19 protein-coding genes are annotated in these 18,134 nt (G+C 62.1%); 12 read left to right on the top strand and 7 right to left on the bottom strand.

The features are described from left to right. The first annotated feature begins 22 nt into the window (after positions 1–22). Entirely contained in the window at positions 23–574 is a 552-nt protein-coding gene (locus ACFZPT_RS14345) for an RNA polymerase factor sigma-70 (protein WP_034099424.1), read from the top strand. Between the two features lie 9 nt (positions 575–583). Here the strand turns inward: ACFZPT_RS14345 and ACFZPT_RS14340 are convergent, their stop codons facing one another. Continuing rightward, entirely contained in the window at positions 584–1,372 is a 789-nt protein-coding gene (locus ACFZPT_RS14340; protein WP_047881329.1) for an ABC transporter substrate-binding protein, read from the bottom strand. 93 nt (positions 1,373–1,465) lie between these two features. Then, positions 1,466–2,092: a TetR/AcrR family transcriptional regulator gene (locus ACFZPT_RS14335; protein ID WP_034099426.1), complete on the bottom strand. Its 627-nt coding sequence runs from the start codon at positions 2,090–2,092 to the stop codon at positions 1,466–1,468. Between the two features lie 152 nt (positions 2,093–2,244). On the opposite strand from ACFZPT_RS14335, the gene ACFZPT_RS14330 reads away from it, so the two are divergent. From ACFZPT_RS14330 to ACFZPT_RS14295, 8 genes are all read left to right on the top strand, one after another. Further along, positions 2,245–4,023, top strand: a complete 1,779-nt coding sequence (locus tag ACFZPT_RS14330) for an acyclic terpene utilization AtuA family protein (RefSeq protein ID WP_034114706.1) — start codon at positions 2,245–2,247, stop codon at positions 4,021–4,023. A gap of 13 nt (positions 4,024–4,036) precedes the next feature. Further along, on the top strand, positions 4,037–4,909 hold the full coding sequence (locus tag ACFZPT_RS14325) for an SDR family oxidoreductase (protein ID WP_034114709.1): 873 nt from the start codon (positions 4,037–4,039) through the stop codon (positions 4,907–4,909). 4 nt (positions 4,910–4,913) lie between these two features. After that, positions 4,914–6,530, top strand: coding sequence for an acyl-CoA carboxylase subunit beta (locus tag ACFZPT_RS14320; RefSeq protein WP_034114710.1), 1,617 nt, complete (start codon positions 4,914–4,916; stop codon positions 6,528–6,530). Positions 6,531–6,546: 16 nt separating this feature from the next. Beyond that, positions 6,547–7,704, top strand: a complete 1,158-nt coding sequence (gene atuD / locus ACFZPT_RS14315) for a citronellyl-CoA dehydrogenase (RefSeq protein WP_034099430.1) — start codon at positions 6,547–6,549, stop codon at positions 7,702–7,704. After that, a complete protein-coding gene (locus ACFZPT_RS14310; protein ID WP_034099432.1) occupies positions 7,701–8,462 on the top strand; it encodes an enoyl-CoA hydratase/isomerase family protein in 762 nt (253 codons plus the stop codon). Before atuD ends, ACFZPT_RS14310 begins: the two co-directional genes overlap by 4 nt. Before the next feature lie 89 nt (positions 8,463–8,551). Next, entirely contained in the window at positions 8,552–10,474 is a 1,923-nt protein-coding gene (locus tag ACFZPT_RS14305) for an acetyl/propionyl/methylcrotonyl-CoA carboxylase subunit alpha (protein WP_034114712.1), read from the top strand. A gap of 90 nt (positions 10,475–10,564) precedes the next feature. Next, positions 10,565–11,107, top strand: coding sequence for an exonuclease domain-containing protein (locus ACFZPT_RS14300; RefSeq protein WP_379555402.1), 543 nt, complete (start codon positions 10,565–10,567; stop codon positions 11,105–11,107). A 93-nt stretch (positions 11,108–11,200) separates the two neighbouring features. Beyond that, positions 11,201–11,485 carry a pyrimidine/purine nucleoside phosphorylase gene (locus ACFZPT_RS14295; protein ID WP_034099437.1) on the top strand — a complete coding sequence of 95 codons (285 nt, stop codon included), beginning with the start codon at positions 11,201–11,203 and terminating at the stop codon, positions 11,483–11,485. A 66-nt stretch (positions 11,486–11,551) separates the two neighbouring features. On the opposite strand, the gene ACFZPT_RS14290 is transcribed toward ACFZPT_RS14295, so the two are convergent. Continuing rightward, positions 11,552–12,358, bottom strand: coding sequence for an MOSC domain-containing protein (locus ACFZPT_RS14290; RefSeq protein ID WP_034114714.1), 807 nt, complete (start codon positions 12,356–12,358; stop codon positions 11,552–11,554). 40 nt (positions 12,359–12,398) lie between these two features. Beyond that, complete coding sequence (locus ACFZPT_RS14285; protein ID WP_034099439.1) at positions 12,399–13,334, bottom strand: chemotaxis protein CheV; 936 nt, start codon at positions 13,332–13,334, stop codon at positions 12,399–12,401. A 555-nt stretch (positions 13,335–13,889) separates the two neighbouring features. Here ACFZPT_RS14285 and ACFZPT_RS14280 point away from each other — a divergent pair. The 3 genes from ACFZPT_RS14280 to ACFZPT_RS14270 all read left to right on the top strand — a co-directional run bounded on the left by ACFZPT_RS14280 (position 13,890) and on the right by ACFZPT_RS14270 (position 16,219). Further along, on the top strand, positions 13,890–14,339 hold the full coding sequence (locus tag ACFZPT_RS14280; RefSeq protein WP_177449820.1) for a hypothetical protein: 450 nt from the start codon (positions 13,890–13,892) through the stop codon (positions 14,337–14,339). A 330-nt stretch (positions 14,340–14,669) separates the two neighbouring features. Next, positions 14,670–15,563, top strand: coding sequence for a sensor histidine kinase (locus tag ACFZPT_RS14275; RefSeq protein WP_034114716.1), 894 nt, complete (start codon positions 14,670–14,672; stop codon positions 15,561–15,563). Next, positions 15,560–16,219 carry a response regulator transcription factor gene (locus ACFZPT_RS14270; RefSeq protein ID WP_034099442.1) on the top strand — a complete coding sequence of 220 codons (660 nt, stop codon included), beginning with the start codon at positions 15,560–15,562 and terminating at the stop codon, positions 16,217–16,219. Before ACFZPT_RS14275 ends, ACFZPT_RS14270 begins: the two co-directional genes overlap by 4 nt. Here ACFZPT_RS14270 and yegS read toward each other — a convergent pair. The 3 genes from yegS to ACFZPT_RS14255 all read right to left on the bottom strand — a co-directional run bounded on the left by yegS (position 16,178) and on the right by ACFZPT_RS14255 (position 18,123). Beyond that, positions 16,178–17,098, bottom strand: coding sequence for a lipid kinase YegS (yegS, locus tag ACFZPT_RS14265; RefSeq protein WP_034114718.1), 921 nt, complete (start codon positions 17,096–17,098; stop codon positions 16,178–16,180). The two genes, ACFZPT_RS14270 and yegS, sit on opposite strands and share 42 nt — an antisense overlap. Before the next feature lie 146 nt (positions 17,099–17,244). Further along, complete coding sequence (locus tag ACFZPT_RS14260) at positions 17,245–17,637, bottom strand: DUF2802 domain-containing protein (protein WP_034099447.1); 393 nt, start codon at positions 17,635–17,637, stop codon at positions 17,245–17,247. Further along, the gene (locus ACFZPT_RS14255) at positions 17,638–18,123 is read right to left on the bottom strand and encodes a chemotaxis protein CheW (protein WP_370694733.1); all 486 of its coding nucleotides are present in this window, start codon (positions 18,121–18,123) and stop codon (positions 17,638–17,640) included. Positions 18,124–18,134 lie beyond the last annotated feature (11 nt).

Genomic DNA, 18,134 nt, shown 5'->3' with positions numbered 1-18,134 from the left:
CTTTTGCGACAAGGTGATTTCCATGACGGAACCAGTAACCACAGGCAGGTGCGATTCACCTCTTCTTCAGGCGTTCGTCGACAATCGAACGATTCTGGTGAAGATTGCGGCACGCATTACCGGCTGCCGCTCGCGGGCCGAAGACGTCGTGCAAGATGCGTTCTTTCGCCTGCAGTCGGCGCCAACCATTACTTCATCGTTCAAAGCCCAGCTCAGTTACCTGTTCCAGATCGTGCGCAACCTGGCGATCGATCACTACCGCAAGCAGGCCCTTGAACTGAAATACTCCGGCACGGAAGAGGAAGGCTTGAATGTGGTGATTCACGGTGCTTCACCGGAAACCTCCCACATCAATTTCAATACCCTGGAAACCATCGCCGACGCCCTGACCCAACTGCCGCAGCGCACCCGCTATGCATTCGAGATGTATCGCTTGCACGGCGTGCCACAAAAGGACATCGCCAAGGAACTGGGCGTCTCGCCGACCCTGGTGAACTTTATGATTCGCGACGCGCTGGTGCACTGCCGCAAGGTGTCGGGCAGCCACAGCGATACGTTTGCGCGGCGGGTTTGAAACGCTCGATCAAGGCACCGACATCACATCGATGCGGTAAGGCTCGAAAATCTTCAGCATTTCGCCGTTGTCGCGCAGGCGTTTGAGCAGCGCGGCAAACGCTGGGCCTGTGATCGGCGCTTTGGGACGCAGCAGTGCGTAGTGGTGGTAGATCTGGTCGATACGCTCCGAGACCAGGAACTGCGTGGCGGTGTCGGCATTGCGTACCATGAAATCGCTGAGGTAAGAGCGGGTCACCAGCGCAATATCGGCGCGCCCGCGGGCGACCATCAGCAGGTTGCTGTCGTGGGAATAGGTCAAGGTCGCGTTGAAGCGTTCGGCCATGAGCTTGGGATCTGGGTTGAAGTTGGCGAAGGCGTAGTGATAACCGCTGAACACCGCCAGACGCTTGCCGACCAGGTCAGCGAAATAGCTTTGGTCGCGTCCGGGCGCACTTTGAGCGACGAAGATTTCCGCGTCTTCCAAGCCCATATCGACGCTGGTATGGGGAATTTTCTGCCAGCCCCAATCGGGGTTTTCGAAGATCGCCATGTCGACCCGGCCCTGGTCGAAATCGCGGAAACGCCGGGGAATCGAAGTGGGCACCAGCACGAACTGGTACTCGGTCTGCTCGGCGTTCAACGCCTCCACCAACTGCGGCAGCAACCCAGTGTCGGCCCCCTGCTCGGGTCGCACGGTGTACGGCGGGAAATGCGCCGCGCCGATGCGCACCAATTGCGCGGCTGAAACAGGCAGCCACGCTACGGTGCCCAGTGCCGATAAAGTAAGTCCTGCAGCCAACCGCCATGGCGATAACATCAAGGCACACACCGTTCATCACTCTGATGGCAATAAGCTAGGCGTTTTTGCCTGGGGAGACAACTTTCTACCGGCAAATTAATAGCTTGCGCCTCAGTCCTCTTTCAGAACCATTAACAATGCTTCTTCCGCCAGTTGTTCGAGGGTCAGGCTGCCGCCCTCGGCACGGAACCAGGTGGTCGTCCAGGACAGCGCACCGGTCAGGAAGCGCCGGGTGATAAATACATCGCCGCGGATGTAGCCCGCCGCTTTGGCTTCATTCAACACCTGCAACCAAATCTGCTCATACACATCACGTAACGCCAGCACCTGGGCCTGCCCTTCGGCTGACAGCGAGCGCCATTCGTACACCAGCACCGCCATGGCTTCGCCGCTGCCGCCCATGATCGACTGCAATTCGCAGCGGATCAGCGCCAGCACGCGCTCGCGCACGCTGCTCGCCGCTTGCAGCGAAGCACGCATCAGCGCGGTGTTGTAGTGGATGGTTTCTTCCATCACGGCCCGCAGGATCTCGTCCTTGCTCTTGAAGTGATGAAAGATGCTGCCGGACTGGATGCCCACGGCGCCGGCCAGATCGCGCACGGTGGTGCGCTCGAAACCTTTGTTGCGAAACAGGTGAGCCGCCGTCTGCAGCAACTTGCCCCGGGCGCTGTCGGGGTCGGTCAATTGGCCGCCGTCGACCATGGTGCGCATCACCTGCAGGGCTTTTTGCTCATCCATGCTTCTCTCCTCTACTGCCAGAACGTGTTGGCCGGCAATTTAGGCCGTGCCAGCCACCCAAGCAAGCGCTTGGGTAAAACTTGTCAGCGGCGTTTACAAACCAAGCGCTTGCTTGGTAGTCTCGGCCACAGCCATTCGAGGAAGGATTTCTCATGAGCAAGACCGTTCGTATCGGCTGCGCCAGCGCCTTTTGGGGCGACACCTGCACCGCCGCCGCGCAGTTGGTGCACGGCGGTGCCCTGGACTACCTGGTGTTCGACTACCTGGCGGAGGTGACGATGTCGATCCTCGCCGGCGCGCGCATGAAAGATCCCCAGGCCGGTTACGCCACGGATTTCGTTGAGGTGCTTACGCCGTTGCTGGCCGATATCCAGCGCCAGGGCATCCGGGTGATCAGCAACGCCGGCGGCATCCACCCTCAGGCCTGCGCCGCCGCCCTGCAAGCGGCTTGCGACCATGCCCAGGTGCCCTTGAAAATCGCCGTGCTGCTGGGCGATGACCTGCAACCCCAACTGAAAAATCTGCACGGCATCACCGATATGTTCGACGGCACGCCACTGCCGCCGGTATGCGTATCGGCCAACGCCTACCTCGGCGCGCCGGGCATCGCCCAAGCCCTCGCCCTCGGAGCGGATATCGTCATCACCGGTCGGGTGGTCGACAGCGCCGTGGTCAGCGCGGCGCTGGTGCATGAATTCGGCTGGTCCTGGCACGATTACGACCGCCTCGCCCAGGCCGCCCTGGCCGGGCACATCATCGAATGCGGCGCGCAGTGTACCGGCGGCAACTTCACCGACTGGCGCGACGTGCCCGATTACGAACATATCGGTTTCCCCATCGTTGAGGTCAGCGCCGACGGCCAGTTCACCGTAAACAAAGTCGACGGTAGCGGCGGCTTGATCAGCGAACTCAGCGTGGCCGAACAACTGCTGTATGAAATCGGCGACCCGCGCGCGTATGTGCTGCCGGATGTGATCTGCGATTTCAGCCAGGTCAAATTGCAGCAACAAGGCAAGCACCAGGTGCGCCTGCACGGCGCCAAAGGCTTGCCCCCGACCGACCGCTACAAGGTCAGCGCCACCTACCCGGATGGTTTTCGCTGCACCGCCAGTTGCCTGATCGCCGGAATCGACGCGGTGGCCAAAGCCGAGCGGGTCAGCCAGGCGATCATCGGCAAGACCGCCGAGTTGTTCAGCCAGCGCGGCTGGGCGCCCTTCACCGACGTGAACATCGAACTGCTGGGCAGCGAAGCGACCTACGGCGCCCACGGGCAGCGCCATGACACCCGCGAAGTGGTGGTCAAACTGGCGGTGCGCCACCCAAGCAAACAGGCGCTGGTGCTGTTTGCCCGCGAAATCGCCCAAGCGGCGACCGGCATGGCGCCGGGGCTGACCGGCATCGTCGGCGGGCGGCCGACGGTATACCCGCTGATCCGCCTGTTTTCGTTTCTGATCGACAAATCAGCCTGCGACCTGAGTATCCACTGGCAGGGCGAACGGCATACCTGTGCCCTCCCCGCCGCCCAGGCACTGGTGACACCGGCGGCACCGATCGACCCACCCAAAACCACAGGCCGCGCCGACGCCAGCGTCCCCCTGGTGAAACTGGCGGTGGCGCGCGCCGGCGACAAGGGCAACCACAGCAATATCGGTGTGATCGCCCGCGCGCCCGAGTACCTGCCCTGGATCGCCGAAACGCTGACCCCAGAAGTGGTCGTCGACTGGATGCGCCATGTGCTCGACCCCGTGCATGGTCGCGTCGAGCGGTGGTACTTGCCCGGCAGTCACAGCCTGAATTTCCTGCTGGAAAACGCCCTGGGCGGTGGTGGCATCGCCAGCCTGCGCATCGACCCCCAGGGCAAGGCTTTCGCCCAGCAACTGCTGGAAATCCCCATCGCCGTGCCGCAGCACATCGCCGATCAATTCAACTGACAGGAGCCTGGCCATGGCCTTCGACTCGATCTTCAAAGCCGAGCTGTTCCAGGGGCACACCGTGGTGGTCACCGGTGGCGGCAGCGGCATCGGCCGTTGCACCGCCCATGAACTGGCGGCCCTCGGTGCCCGCGTGATCCTGGTGGGGCGCAAGCCGGAAAAACTCCACGCGGTCGCGGCGCAAATTGCCGAAGACGGCGGCAGCGCCCATGGTTACGCCTGCGATATTCGCGATGAAGTGGCGGTGAAGGCGCTGGTCGGCCAAATCATTGCAGAACACGGCGCAATCCACGGCTTGGTCAACAACGCCGGCGGCCAGTACCCCTCGCCCTTGGCGTCGATCAATCAGAAAGGCTTCGAAACCGTGCTGCGAACCAACCTGGTCGGCGGTTTTTTGATGGCGCGGGAGGTGTTCAACCAGTGCATGAGCACCCACGGCGGCGCCATCGTCAACATGCTGGCCGACATGTGGGGCGGCATGCCCGGCATGGGCCACTCAGGGGCGGCGCGCGCCGGTATGGATAATTTCACCAAGACTGCCGCGTTCGAGTGGGGTTACGCCGGGGTCCGGGTTAACGCCGTGGCGCCGGGTTGGATCGCCTCCAGCGGCATGGACACCTACGAAGGCGCGTTCAAGGCCGTGATCCCCACCTTGCGTGAACATGTACCGCTCAAGCGCATCGGCACCGAGTCGGAAGTCAGCGCGGCGATCGTGTTCCTGCTCAGCCCCGCCGCCGCCTTCGTCAGCGGCAGCACCCTGCGCATCGATGGCGCCGCCAGCCTTGGCAACCGGGCCTGGCCACTGCACAAAGCGGCCGTGCCGAGCGCGCCGTTCAATGGCTTTCACCGCGCGTATCTGCCCGATGTGCTCAAGGCGCAGGACTGACGCCATGCCGACAATAATCAGCCAGATCGACCCGCACAGCCCGGCGTTCGCCCAGAACCGCGCGGCGCTGCTCGCCAGCATCGAGCACCTGCGCCAGCTGGAAAATGCCCTGCTCGACAAGGCTCAGACAGCCAAGGCCAAGTTCGAGCAGCGCGGCCAGTTGCTGCCGCGCGAGCGCCTCAGTGCGTTGCTGGACCCAGGCGCGCCGTTCCTGGAACTGGCCAGCCTGGCCGGCTACAAGCTGCACGATGACAAGGACGGTAGCGCCGCCGGCGGTGGCCTGATCGCCGGCATCGGTTACGTCAGCGGTGTGCGGGTGCTGGTGGTGGCCAATAACAGTGCGATCAAGGGCGGCACCATTTCCCCTTCGGGCTTGAAGAAATCCCTGCGCCTGCAACAGATCGCCATGGAGAACAAACTGCCGGTGGTGAGCCTGGCCGAGAGCGGCGGCGCCAACCTCAACTACGCCGCCGAGATTTTCGTTGAAGGCGCACGCAGCTTTGCCAACCAGGCGCGCATGTCGGCCATGGGCTTGCCGCAGATCACCGTGGTGCACGGCTCGGCCACGGCCGGCGGTGCCTACCAGCCTGGGTTGTCAGATTACGTGGTGGTGGTGCGCGGCAAGGCCAAACTGTTTCTCGCCGGGCCGCCGCTGCTCAAGGCCGCCACCGGTGAAGTGGCCACGGACGAGGAATTAGGCGGTGCCCAGATGCACGCGCACGTAGCCGGCACCGCCGAATACCTGGCAGAAAACGATGCCGACGGCCTGCGCATCGTGCGTGAGATCGTCAGCCTGTTGCCGTGGAACGCGCACCTGCCGCCGACGCCGTCGCGTGCCTTCGCCGAGCCGCTGTACCCCATCGACGAGGTGCTCGGGCTGATCCCCGCTGACGCCAAAAAACCCTACGACGTGCGCGAAATCCTCGCGCGCCTGGCCGACGGCTCGCAGTTCCTCGAATTCAAAAGCGAGTTCGACCCGCACACGGTGTGCGGCCACCTGCATATTCACGGCCACGCGGTGGGAGTGATCGGCAATAACGGCCCGATTACGCCCAAGGGCGCGAGCAAGGCCGCGCAGTTTATCCAACTGTGCGACCAGAGCCGCACGGCGCTGCTGTTTCTGCACAACACCACGGGGTTTATGGTCGGCACCGAGTCGGAGCAGCAAGGGGTGATCAAGCACGGCGCGAAGATGATCCAGGCGGTGGCCAACGCACGGGTGCCTAAACTCACGGTGGTGGTTGGCGGTTCCTATGGCGCCGGCAACTATGCAATGTGCGGTCGCGGCTTGGACCCGCGCTTTATCTTCGCCTGGCCAAACAGCCGCACCGCTGTGATGGGTGGTGCGCAGGCGGGCAAGGTGCTGCGTATCGTCACCGAGGCCAAGCAGTTGAAGGACGGCCTGGTGCCCGACCCAAAGGTGCTGGACATGCTGGAGCAGGTCACCGCACAGAAACTCGACAGCCAATCCACCGCGCTCTACGGCAGCGCCAATGTGTGGGATGACGGGCTGATCGATCCACGGGATACCCGCACCGTGCTGGGGTTTGTGCTGGATATCTGCCATGAGGCCGAGGCTCGACAGCTACAGCCGAACAGCTTCGGTGTGGCGCGTTTCTAACAGGAGAACAATAAAAATGATCTTCACCCAGGAACATCAGGAACTGCGCCGCACCGTGCGCGCCTTCGTCGACCGCGAGATCAACCCCCATGTGGACGAATGGGAGAAAGCCGGGCGTTTTCCCATCCACGAGGTTTTCCGCAAGGCCGGCGACCTCGGCCTGCTGGGCATTTCCAAACCGGAACGCTTCGGCGGCATGGGCCTGGACTACAGCTACTCGATTGTGGCCGCCGAAGAGTTCGGCACCATCCTTTGCGGCGGCATCCCCATGGCCATCGGCGTGCAGACCGATATGTGCACCCCCGCCCTCGCCCGCTTCGGTTCCGACGAGCTGCGCGACGAATTCCTGCGCCCGGCCATCAGCGGCGAACAGGTCGGCTGCATCGGCGTCTCGGAAACCGGCGCCGGTTCCGACGTGGCCGGGCTCAAGACCCACGCGCGCAAGGATGGCGGCGATTACGTGATCAACGGCAGCAAAATGTGGATCACCAACTCCCCCAGCGCCGATTTTATCTGCCTGCTGGCCAACACCTCCGACGACAAACCGCACATCAACAAGTCGCTGATCATGGTGCCGATGAACACCCCCGGCGTGAGCCTCAGCCCGCCCCTGGAAAAACTTGGCATGCACAGCTCCGAGACGGCCCAGGTGTTCTTCGACAACGTGCGCGTGCCGCAACGCAACCGCATTGGTCAGGAGGGCGCGGGCTTCATGATGCAAATGCTGCAATTCCAGGAAGAACGCCTGTTTGGCGCGGCCAATATGATCAAGGGCCTGGAGTACTGCATCGACAGCACCATCGCCTACTGCAAGGAACGCCACACCTTCGGCAAAGCACTGATCGACAACCAGGTGATCCACTTTCGCCTGGCGGAACTGGCCACCGAAATCGAATGCCTGCGCGCACTGGTGTACCAGGCCACCGAGCAGTACATCAAAGGCCAGGACGTGACGCGGCTGGCCTCCATGGCCAAGCTCAAGGCCGGGCGCCTGGGCCGCGAAGTCAGCGACAGTTGCCTGCAATACTGGGGTGGCATGGGCTTTATGTGGGACAACCCGGTGGCGCGGGCGTATCGCGATGTGCGCCTGGTGTCGATTGGCGGCGGCGCCGACGAAATCATGCTGGGCATCATCTGCAAACTGATGGGCACCTTGCCGGGGAAAAAGCCATGAACACCCTGTTGCTGGAAGCCCACAACGGTGTGCTGCACATCACCCTCAACCGCCCACAGAGCCGCAACGCCATGAGCCTGCAGATGGTCAACGAACTGCGCACGGTGCTGGCGCAGCTCGACAGCCAGGTGCGTGCCGTGGTGATCAGCGGCGCGGGCGGGCACTTTTGCGCAGGGGCCGACGTGAAGGATCTGGTCAGTGCGGGCGATCAATTGCAGGCGCTGAACCGCGCATTCGGCACCTTGCTGCAAGAGGTGCAAGCCACACCACGCGTGGTGATCGTGGTGCTGCAAGGCGCCGTGCTGGGCGGCGGGTTCGGCCTGGCCTGCGTAAGCGACATTGCGATTGCCGATCACCAGGCACAGTTCGGTTTGCCGGAGACCAGCCTGGGGGTACTGCCGGCACAGATCGCACCGTTTGTGGTCAAGCGCATCGGCCTGACCCAGGCGCGGCGGCTGGCGCTGACCGCCGCACGCTTTGATGGCGTGGAAGCGCAACGCTTGGGCCTGGTGCATTTTGTCGAGCGCGACCCCCAGGCCCTGGCCGAGCGTGTGGATGAGGTGCTGGGCCAGGTCTTGCAATGCGCGCCGGAGGCCAATGCAAGAACCAAAGCCTTGTTGCTGGCCAGCGTCGAGCAGCCATTGGAACCGTTGTTGGATCAAGCGGCGCAGTGGTTTGCCGAGGCGGTGGCCAGTGCAGAAGGCATTGAGGGGACACAGGCTTTTGTACACAAGCGCAAGCCTGGTTGGTGCAAATGACGCCAGCCCCGGGGACTGGTTCCAAATGTGGGAGGGGGCTCGCCCCCGATAAGGCCAGACCAAACAGCGCATAACCAAGGGACCTTCCAATGCCCACATTCAGCAAAATCCTGATCGCCAATCGCGGCGAGATCGCCTGTCGCATCCAGCGCACGGCTCAGGCCCTGGGCTATCGCACCGTGGCGGTATACAGCGATGCCGACGCCGACGCCCTGCATGTGCAGATGGCCGACGAAGCCGTGCACATCGGCCCCGCCGCGGTGCAGCTGTCCTACCTCAATATCCCGGCGATCCTCGATGCCGCGCATAAAACCGGCGCTGACGCGGTGCACCCCGGCTACGGCTTTCTCTCGGAAAACCCCGACTTCGCCCGCGCCTGCCAACACGCCGGGCTTACCTTTATCGGCCCCAGCGCCGAAGCGATCGAGCTGATGGGCAGCAAACGCCTGTCCAAGCTGGCCATGCTGGAGGCCGGCGTGCCGTGCATTGCGGGCTACCAGGGCGCCGATCAGGATGACGCCACCCTGCAACGCCACGCCGAACGCATCGGCTACCCGTTGATGATCAAGGCTAGCGCCGGCGGCGGTGGGCGTGGCATGCGCCTGGTCCATCAACAGGATCAATTGCTGGCGCAATTGCGTACGGCACGCTCCGAAGCGCTCAACGCCTTCGGCAGCGCCGAGCTGATTCTGGAACAGGCGCTGATCGAGCCGCGTCACGTCGAAATCCAAGTGTTCGGCGACCGTCACGGCCAGCTGATATACCTGGGCGAGCGCGATTGCTCGGTGCAACGCCGCCATCAGAAAATCATCGAAGAAGCGCCCTGCCCAGTGATGACGCCCGACCTGCGCCAGGCCATGGGCGAGGCCGCGCTCAAGGCTGGGCGCGCGGTGAACTACGTGGGCGCCGGCACCGTGGAGTTTCTGCTCGACCGCGACGGGCGCTTTTACTTCCTGGAAATGAACACCCGCCTGCAAGTGGAGCACCCGGTCACCGAGCTGATCACCGGGCTCGACCTGGTGGCCTGGCAACTGCAGGTCGCCGCCGGCCAGCCACTGCCACTGACCCAAGCCGACGTGACCCTGACCGGGCATGCCATGGAAGTGCGCTTGTACGCTGAAGACCCGGCCCAGGGCTTCCTGCCGCAGACCGGCGACGTGCTGCGCTGGCAACCGGCCGCCGCTGTACGGGTTGACCACGGCGTGCTGGAAGGCCAGCCCATCAGCCCGTTCTATGACGCGATGCTGGGCAAGATCATCGCCCACGGCGCCACCCGCGAAGAAGCACGGCGCAAACTGCTGCGCGCGGTGCAAGACACGCTGCTGCTGGGGGTGACCAGCAATCAACGGCTGCTGGCCGAGGTACTTGAACATCCGGACTTTGTACGCGGGGACTTCAGCACTGGGTTTATCCCCCGGTATTTCAACGCGATCGCCCCCTACCCGGCCACTGACGAACAATTAGCCGTCGCCGCCGCATTGTTCTACCAGCACAGTGCCGCGCGGCATGGCTCCGGTCTGTCGGGCTGGTGCAACAACGCCACGACGCCCAGAGCTTATCGCTTGCTGGTCAACGACAGGGTGCACGGGATCAGCGTCAGCGTGTCGGCCGATAACGCCCTTTGCATCAACGGCATCGATATCCGGCCGCTCGGGCTCGACGACCGCCACTTCACCCTGGTCATCGATGGCATTCGTCGCCGCCTCGCCTATCACCTTGATGGCAGCCGGTTGTGGCTGCCGGGGCTGACGGTGGTCGACGTGACCCAGCAGGTTGCCCAGCGCCAGGACGACGCCGGCAGCGGTACGCTCAAGGCGCCGATGGATGGGGCAATCGTCGACGTGTGTGTGGGCGTCGGTGACCGTGTGCGCAAAGGCCAACTGCTGCTGGTGCTGGAGGCCATGAAGATGGAGCATCCGCTCAAGGCCGGGGTTGAGGGCGTGGTCAAGGGCATACAGGTGATGACGGGCGATCAGGTTCGCAATCGCCAGATTCTGCTGGAGATCGAATAAACCCTGGCTCTCCTGGAAAAAACAGCGCGGAACTACACGGGCCGTCTACGCTCTATCCCCCAGGACGGGAAGAGTACGGGAACCTGCACCATGCCTTATTGGCTGATTATTGACCTTGAAGCCACGACGGATGAAGGCGGCTGGCCCGTGACGGAAATGGAAGTCATCGAGATCGGCGCGAGCCTGGTCAACCGCCAGGGCCGCGAAGTGGATCATTTCCAGCGCTTTGTGCGCCCGCAGCGCCGCCCGTTGCTGACGCCGTTCTGCCGCCAGCTTACCCATATCACCCAGGCCAATATCGACGCGGCAACCCCGTTGAACGAGGTGTGGCCGCTGTTCGAACGCTGGCTGGGCCAGCATCGTACGCGCCTGGAAGGCTGGGCCAGTTGGGGCGACTACGACCGCCAGCAACTGGAACTGGAGTGGCAGCGCCATGGCCTGGACAGCGCCCTGGCCCACACGCCCCATATCAACCTCAAGCAGCGCTTCGCCAAGGCCCGACGCCTGGACAAGCCGCTGGGGCTCAACGGCGCGCTGCAACTGGCGGGGATGCAGTTCCATGGCCAGCAGCACCGGGCACTGGAAGACGCGCGCAACACTGCCCGCCTGCTACCGCTGATTTTACCGGTCTAGGCAGCCTCGCAAGGCTTGGGCATACTGGCCAACCTTTTCCATAACGCTGCCCTCGCTTCGACAGGGAAGGCAACTTTTTCCGAGGATTCGCCCATGTTCAAAGTCAACGAGTACTTCGACGGCACCGTCAAGTCGATCGCGTTCGGCACCGCTGAAGGTCCGGCGACCATCGGTGTGATGGCCCCGGGTGAATATGAGTTCGGCACTGCCCAGCGTGAAATCATGCACGTCGTCTCCGGCGCGCTGACCGTGAAACTGCCGGATGCCAGCGAGTGGCAGACCTTCTCCGCCGGCAGCCAGTTCAACGTACCGGCCAACAGCAAATTCCAGCTGAAGGTCGAGGTCGACACCGCTTACCTGTGCGAATACCGCGGCTAAGGTTTCAGCCAGGCAAAAAAATGCCCGTTTCCTAGAAGGAGACGGGCATTTTTTATGGGCGATGGATTATTCGAGGATCGTCACCGGCATGCCGACTTCCAGATGACCCACGCCATCGTTGACCAGGTTCTGGCCGAACATCGCGCCATCCTCGGTCTTGCGGTAGCCATTCAAAGTGGCGAAGGGTTCACGGTCGGCGCTGCGTTCGCCGGTGCGCGGGTCGATGGTGGTGAGGATGCAGCGCGCGCACGGTTTGACCACCCGGAACTCCACGTCGCCGATGCGCAGGCGCTTCCAGCCATCTTCGGCAAACGCGTCGGCGCCTTCGATCACCAGGTTGGGGCGAAAGCGCAGCATCTCCATGGGGCGGCCGACCTTCTCGGACAGGTCTTCCAGGGAGGCCTGGCCGATCAGCAGCAAGGGATAACCGTCGGCCAGCGCCACCTGGTCATCGTCGCGGCCATAACCGGACTGAGTGGTGCGCGCCCGCTTGAGCGGCATGTGCACCAACCGGGTCGGCGCGCCGACAAACTCGCTGACCCACGCGGCGGCTGCGTCGCCGGCATCCGGCAGGCGCGGGGTGTCGCGCCAGATGGTCACGCCGCGCAACGCAGCGTCTTCATCGGGCAATGCGACGTCAAGGGAGGTATAGCCAGGCGAACTCAGGGTCAGGCCGCCGGCGCTGTTCCACAAGGCCGACAGCTGGCTCATCTTGGTGACGGCGCGTTGCGTCAGGAAGCGGCCACTGGCCTCGTCCACCAGCATCCAGCGTCGATCCCCGTCCAACCCGAGCTTATCCAGGCCGCTGTGTTGCAACGATTCGGCCTTGCCGGATTTCAAGGGGTAACGGTACAACGCGCTGAGACGGAGCATGGGCCTGCATTCCTGAGGGGCGAAGCCCATCACCCTAAGGTCAAGCCGACTGTTCGTCCAGCATCAGTCGTTGGCGCACCACATCCACCAGTTTGTCAGGCTGGAACTTGGACAGGAAATTGTCGCAGCCGACCTTCTTCACCATCGATTCGTTGAAGCTGCCAGACAGCGAGGTGTGCAGCACCACATACAGTTTGCGCAGGCGCGGGTCGTTGCGGATCTCGGTGGTGAGACGGTAGCCGTCCATTTCCGGCATTTCGGCGTCGGTGAAGATCATCAATAGTTTGTCGGTCATCACGTGACCGGCGTCGGCCCACGACTTGAGCATGTTCAGCGCTTTGAGGCCATCACTGGCGATGTGCATTTTCACGCCCAACTGGCCGAGGGTGTCACGCAGCTGCGACAGCGCCACGTTGGAGTCGTCCACCAGCAGCACTTCGCGGCCACGGGCGCGTTCGAGCACTGGGTCTTCGAGTTTTTCCCGGGAGACCTTGGCGTTGTACGGCACGATCTCGGCGAGGACTTTTTCCACGTCGATGATTTCCACCAACTGGTCGTCGACCTTACTGATGGCGGTGAGGTAATGCTGGCGACCGGCGCTGGTCGGAGGCGGCAGGATGGCTTCCCAGTTCATGTTGACGATGCGGTCCACACCGCCCACCAGGAACGCCTGCACCGAGCGGTTGTACTCGGTGACGATGATGGTGCTGTTCGGGCCCGGCACCAGCGGGCGCATGCCGATGGCTTGGGACAGGTCGATCACCGGCAGGGTCTGGCCGCGCAGGTTGACCACGCCACACACAAACGGATGGCGCTGGGGCATCAGCGTGAGCTTGGGCAATTGCAGGACTTCCTGCACCTTGAACACGTTGATGGCGAACAACTGCCGCCCGGCCAGGCGAAACATGAGGATCTCCAGGCGATTCTCACCCACCAGTTGCGTGCGTTGATCTACCGTGTCGAGAATGCCGGCCATTGGAAGCTCCTGATATGCGCGGGTAAGTGCTGCGCGTAGGGGTTGTGCAGTTCACTAAGCTGTTTATCGGCGGCAAGCGCCAGATCTTGACCCCGTTAAAATGCCACGTAAATTAATTGATGTCACACTGACATCATGCTTTACTGGCCGCGCTGCTTCATAAGCGGGCAAGACGGCATTGCGCGACACACAAATCGACGCAAAGTTCCCGCTTGTAAGGGATTCCCCTATGCGCAATCAGGTCCAACCTGATATTCGCAATATCTAATAGCCATTAATGTGACGCCATTCTCATTGCATGAATGGAGTCAGGCTTTTGTTTGCCATCTCACGTCCTCGCCCGCTGGGTGTTCCAGACATTTACGTCGCGGCAAATGAAGGTGTGCAACTGGGCCTGCTCACAAGGGCTTGGCAGCGCCCTTGCCGTCATTTCAATAAACTTCCTACCAAAAGCTCAGAAGTAACCTACAAGCAAGAGCAATATTTCAGCGCTAGCTTTAAGCCATTGACCCGCAGCGACATCTCATCGCCCGATTCCATATTGTGGAGACTTGCATGATGAACGACGGTAAAGAGTGGCAGCTCGCACTTTCGGCGTTTCTGCTGGAGGCTGAAAAACTGTTGAACCGGTCAGAGGAATGCCTGAGCCATCTGCATCTGATTCGTAACGACAGCGACGCCATCGACTGCATGACACTCAGCCTCGCCCGACTCGCGGAACAGGCGGACACCTTGGCGCTGCAAGCCATCAGCGAATTTTCCGGACATATCCACGGCCTGATTGCCAACGCTGAAAACCCGTTGCAATTGCACGACCAGGCGCTGGAGGCGCTGCATGACTGCCTGACTTTACTGGCCTGGCAATTAGAACTGATCGACACCAAAACCGGTCAGTTGGCGTTGGATGAAACCGAGCAAACCACGTTGATTGCGACGGTCAGCCTGCAAATCCCGCAAAAGGGCTTCACCTATAAACCGCAGCAACGTTTGCATCACGCCTCTTGAGCGATTGGCAGGTCGTATTTCGCAACGCGACTTATCTAAAAACGACAGGCGTTAACGATTCCATCACCTATAACGTCCATTAACGTTACAACTTCGTTTAAATAGTAAAACTTCCCATGCTTCATACGCTGATATCACCCACTACATCCCCTCGTTTAATTGGTCGGCACAGCACGGTGTCAGGCGACCAACGGTTACAGGGGTGTTACTATGCGTCGCTCGAAGTCATTCAACTTCCTGTATATAAACGATTCGGCCACGCACGCCAGACTGAGCCCCGTCAGACGTGACCGGACTTCCCGCAGCGAACCTTCATTGGCTCCATCCGTTATGTACGCCAGCCTCAAGTCACTCCTCGCCAGGTCCGTGCCCCGCAGCCATGCTCGCCGCCTGACCCTTGGCCTGTGCCTTGCCTCGCTGCTGATCAGTCTGTGGGCCTACAGCGAGTCCGCGCCATTGCCACTGACGGTGTTGCTGCTCAACCTGGCCACCCTGATGGTGGTGGGTCTGCAACAATGGCGCTCACGCAAATCCATCCGCTTCCAGCCCCAGGAATTGGCCGATCGTCTGTTGCAGGTCCAGGAAAACGAACGCCATCGCCTCAGCCGTGAACTGCACGACGATATCGGCCAACTGCTCACCGCCGCCAAACTGCAGAGCGAATGGCTCAAGCGTCGCCTGCCGGATGACCTGCAAGACCAATGCACGATGCTGTGCAATACCCTGAACGAAACCCTGGCCAAGGTGCGCGATGTGTCTGCCATCCTCAACCCCCGGCAACTGAGCAGCCTGGGCCTGGAAGCCAGCCTGCGCGCGCACCTACTCAAAACCCTGGAAAACAGCCCCGTTCACTGGAGCCTGGAATGCCGACAACGCCTCACCGGCATCCCGGAAGAAATGGCCGTAGCGGCGTTTCGCATTACCCAGGAAGCGGTGACCAACATGCTGCGCCACGCCCAGGCCCAGAACCTGCTGGTGCGTCTGCAACGCCTGCCCGAAGGGTTATCGCTGACAATTCGCGATGACGGCCGTGGCTTCGCGCCGGCGAGCAACCCAGCCCGTGAAGGTCAGCGAGGCATGGCAGGCATGGTCGAACGTATCGAACAACTGGGTGGCACGCTGTCCGTCAGCAGCCAGCCCGGGCAAGGCACGCGCATCGACGCACTTTTTCCCTGGGCGCCGCGCGCCCTCGAACGGGCCAACTCCCCTAAGGTTCTCGAGTGACCTGCACATTACTTCTAGTGGATGACCATGCACTGATCAGGGCCGGCGTGCGTGCCCTGATCCAGGATATTCCCGGCTACACCGTGATCGGCGAAGCCAACGATGGGGCACAGTTACTTGAGCAGTTCCACGCATTGCAACCGGACATGGTGCTGCTGGACCTGTCGATGAAGCACACCGGCGGCCTGGACGCCTTGCAGCAACTCAAGGCCGCCTACCCGCGCTGCAAGGTGCTGATCCTGTCGATGCACACCGACCCGCAACTGATCATGTGCGCGCTGGAGGCCGGCGCCCATGGCTACCTGCTCAAGGACACCACGGCCAACGAGCTGGAACACGCCCTGCGAGCCCTGTGCAATAACGAGCGCTACCTGAGCCCGGCGATCGCCCATACCGTGATCAACCAGGCGCTGGTACGCAGCCAAGGGCCCACTGCGTCGTCCGGCTACGGCCACAAACTCACGGCACGGCAGTTGGAAATCCTGCGCCTGATCGTGCGCGGCAAGTCCACGCGTGAGATCGCCCACGGCCTGGGCCTGAGCATCAAAACCGTGGAAGCTCACCGTTCGCAAATCATGAAGCGCTTGCAGATATTCGACGTGGCGGGGCTGGTGCTATTCGCGGTGCGCGAGCAGATCATCAGCCTGGACGACTAGGGGCGAACCCAGCGGCAAATGCACGCGCAAGGCCTTGGGCAGGGCTTCGAAACGCAGGTCGTCGCCCTGGAGCGGTTCACCATCCAGGTTGATGTACAGCCCTTCGGCCTTTTTGATCTGCACCCAGGGCAGCCGCGCGCGGACGAACATGTTGTCCAGGCCCCAGCCATTGCTCATCAGTTCGCGCAAAGTACCGACCACTTCCTGGGGTGCCGGTAGGATACTGACATCGAGCAACCCATCATCGGCCATCGCCTCCGGGCACAGCGCATGCCCGCCGCCGGCCTGGCGACCGTTGCCGATACCCAGCGCCAGCATCTCGCCCTTCCACTGGAAACCCGGGCCTTCCAACTCCCCATAGGCGGCCTTCAACTCGCTGAAACGCGTCAGACCGGTAAACAGGTACGCCGCCCCCCCGAGGATTTTTTTCAGGTCTTCGGAGGTATTGGCGGTGACCTGGCTGCCGAAACCGCCGGTGGCCATGTTGAGGAAAATCTGCCCGCCAACCTGGCCGAGGTCGATCGCCCGCGGCGCCACATCCAGCAGCGCCAGGGCCTGGGCCGGCTCCAGCGGTACGCCGGCGGCCTTGGCGAAATCATTGGCGGTGCCCAGGGGCATCAGCACCAGGCTGGCATCGGCTTTGGCCTGGGCCATCGCTTCAGCCACGTCGCGCAAGGTGCCGTCGCCGCCGCCGGCAATGATGTGGGTATAACCGTCTTCGAGGGCCTCCCTGACCAGACGCTGTGCATCACCGCCCTCCCACGTCACCCGCACCGCCAACTCCCAACCCTGCTCACGCCGGGCCAGCACGGCGCTGCGCACGTCCTCGTTGAGGGCTTGCTTGCCGTGGAGGATCAACAGTGCCTTGGGGGTGCTCATGCAGGGAATCTCCTGATTCAAAGGTGCTTGAAGGATGTGGACCTTGGCAGAGGAGAAAAAAGTCAGTGGGATTGGAAATTAATTGGGCGGCAGAGCGCTATCCGTCGCAAACACGACGACTCATAACGGCGTACCACCGATGGCAATCAGCTCTTATGCAACTTACTCATCAACTGCGCCTCAGCCTGGGTCAAGCCGCACGACTGGGTCAGGTCATCCACCGTCGCGCCCATCCCCACCAACTTTGCCGCTTGGGCAAACGACAGGTTGGCAGGATCGCGCTGCTCCAACTGCTCCAGCTTGTCGGGCATCGGTGCGAGGATCGCGCGCAGCTCATGCACCTCATCCCCGACCCGCACGGCACTCTTTTGGTAATGGTCGACGCGCTTAACCAGCTCCACGATGCGTCGGTCACGCACCGCATCGCGCTCGGCCTGCTGCAACGCCAATTCGCGCTGCCGAGCCATGTAGCGCAGCAGAAAACCCAGGGTCCCGGCCCACAACAGGGCCAGGACGATCACCGCGACCTCAAGGAACAATCAAATGCTCTCCAGTTCCGACCATTCTTCTTCGCTCATCATTTTGTCCAGCTCAACCAGAATCAACAGTTCGTTGTTCTTGTTGCACACGCCCTGGATAAACTTGGCCGACTCTTCGTTGCCCACGTTCGGCGCAGTTTCCACTTCCGATTGGCGCAGGTAGACCACCTCGGCGACGCTATCGACCAGGATACCGACCACTTGCTTGTCGGCTTCGATGATGACGATGCGCGTGTTGTCAGTAACTTCGGCGGTATCCAGGCCGAAACGCTGGCGCGTATCGATCACGGTCACCACGTTGCCACGCAGGTTGATGATACCCAGCACGTAGCTAGGAGCACCCGGGACCGGGGCGATCTCGGTATAGCGCAGCACTTCCTGCACACGCATCACGTTGATACCGTAGGTCTCGTTGTCCAGCTTGAAGGTTACCCATTGCAGAATCGGATCGTCCGAGCCTTTTTGTGCAGATGCTGACATATTCATACCCATGACCC

This window comes from Pseudomonas sp. MD330_10 (genome assembly GCF_042610415.1).
In the GTDB taxonomy this organism is placed as follows: Bacteria; Pseudomonadota; Gammaproteobacteria; order Pseudomonadales; family Pseudomonadaceae; genus Aquipseudomonas; species Aquipseudomonas rhodesiae.
Note: the sequence above shows the minus strand (reverse complement) of the source record. Positions and strands in the feature narration are given on the sequence as shown.

Excerpts from the sequence above, each read along its gene's own strand:
- ACFZPT_RS14345 (WP_034099424.1), top strand. The coding sequence starts at position 23 with ATGACGGAACCAGTAACCACAGGCAGGTGCGATTCACCTCTTCTTCAG.
- ACFZPT_RS14340 (WP_047881329.1), bottom strand. The coding sequence starts at position 1,372 with ATGTTATCGCCATGGCGGTTGGCTGCAGGACTTACTTTATCGGCACTG.
- ACFZPT_RS14335 (WP_034099426.1), bottom strand. The coding sequence starts at position 2,092 with ATGGATGAGCAAAAAGCCCTGCAGGTGATGCGCACCATGGTCGACGGC.
- ACFZPT_RS14330 (WP_034114706.1), top strand. The coding sequence starts at position 2,245 with ATGAGCAAGACCGTTCGTATCGGCTGCGCCAGCGCCTTTTGGGGCGAC.
- ACFZPT_RS14325 (WP_034114709.1), top strand. The coding sequence starts at position 4,037 with ATGGCCTTCGACTCGATCTTCAAAGCCGAGCTGTTCCAGGGGCACACC.
- ACFZPT_RS14320 (WP_034114710.1), top strand. The coding sequence starts at position 4,914 with ATGCCGACAATAATCAGCCAGATCGACCCGCACAGCCCGGCGTTCGCC.
- atuD (WP_034099430.1), top strand. The coding sequence starts at position 6,547 with ATGATCTTCACCCAGGAACATCAGGAACTGCGCCGCACCGTGCGCGCC.
- ACFZPT_RS14310 (WP_034099432.1), top strand. The coding sequence starts at position 7,701 with ATGAACACCCTGTTGCTGGAAGCCCACAACGGTGTGCTGCACATCACC.
- ACFZPT_RS14305 (WP_034114712.1), top strand. The coding sequence starts at position 8,552 with ATGCCCACATTCAGCAAAATCCTGATCGCCAATCGCGGCGAGATCGCC.
- ACFZPT_RS14300 (WP_379555402.1), top strand. The coding sequence starts at position 10,565 with ATGCCTTATTGGCTGATTATTGACCTTGAAGCCACGACGGATGAAGGC.
- ACFZPT_RS14295 (WP_034099437.1), top strand. The coding sequence starts at position 11,201 with ATGTTCAAAGTCAACGAGTACTTCGACGGCACCGTCAAGTCGATCGCG.
- ACFZPT_RS14290 (WP_034114714.1), bottom strand. The coding sequence starts at position 12,358 with ATGCTCCGTCTCAGCGCGTTGTACCGTTACCCCTTGAAATCCGGCAAG.
- ACFZPT_RS14285 (WP_034099439.1), bottom strand. The coding sequence starts at position 13,334 with ATGGCCGGCATTCTCGACACGGTAGATCAACGCACGCAACTGGTGGGT.
- ACFZPT_RS14280 (WP_177449820.1), top strand. The coding sequence starts at position 13,890 with ATGATGAACGACGGTAAAGAGTGGCAGCTCGCACTTTCGGCGTTTCTG.
- ACFZPT_RS14275 (WP_034114716.1), top strand. The coding sequence starts at position 14,670 with ATGTACGCCAGCCTCAAGTCACTCCTCGCCAGGTCCGTGCCCCGCAGC.
- yegS (WP_034114718.1), bottom strand. The coding sequence starts at position 17,098 with ATGAGCACCCCCAAGGCACTGTTGATCCTCCACGGCAAGCAAGCCCTC.
- ACFZPT_RS14255 (WP_370694733.1), bottom strand. The coding sequence starts at position 18,123 with ATGAATATGTCAGCATCTGCACAAAAAGGCTCGGACGATCCGATTCTG.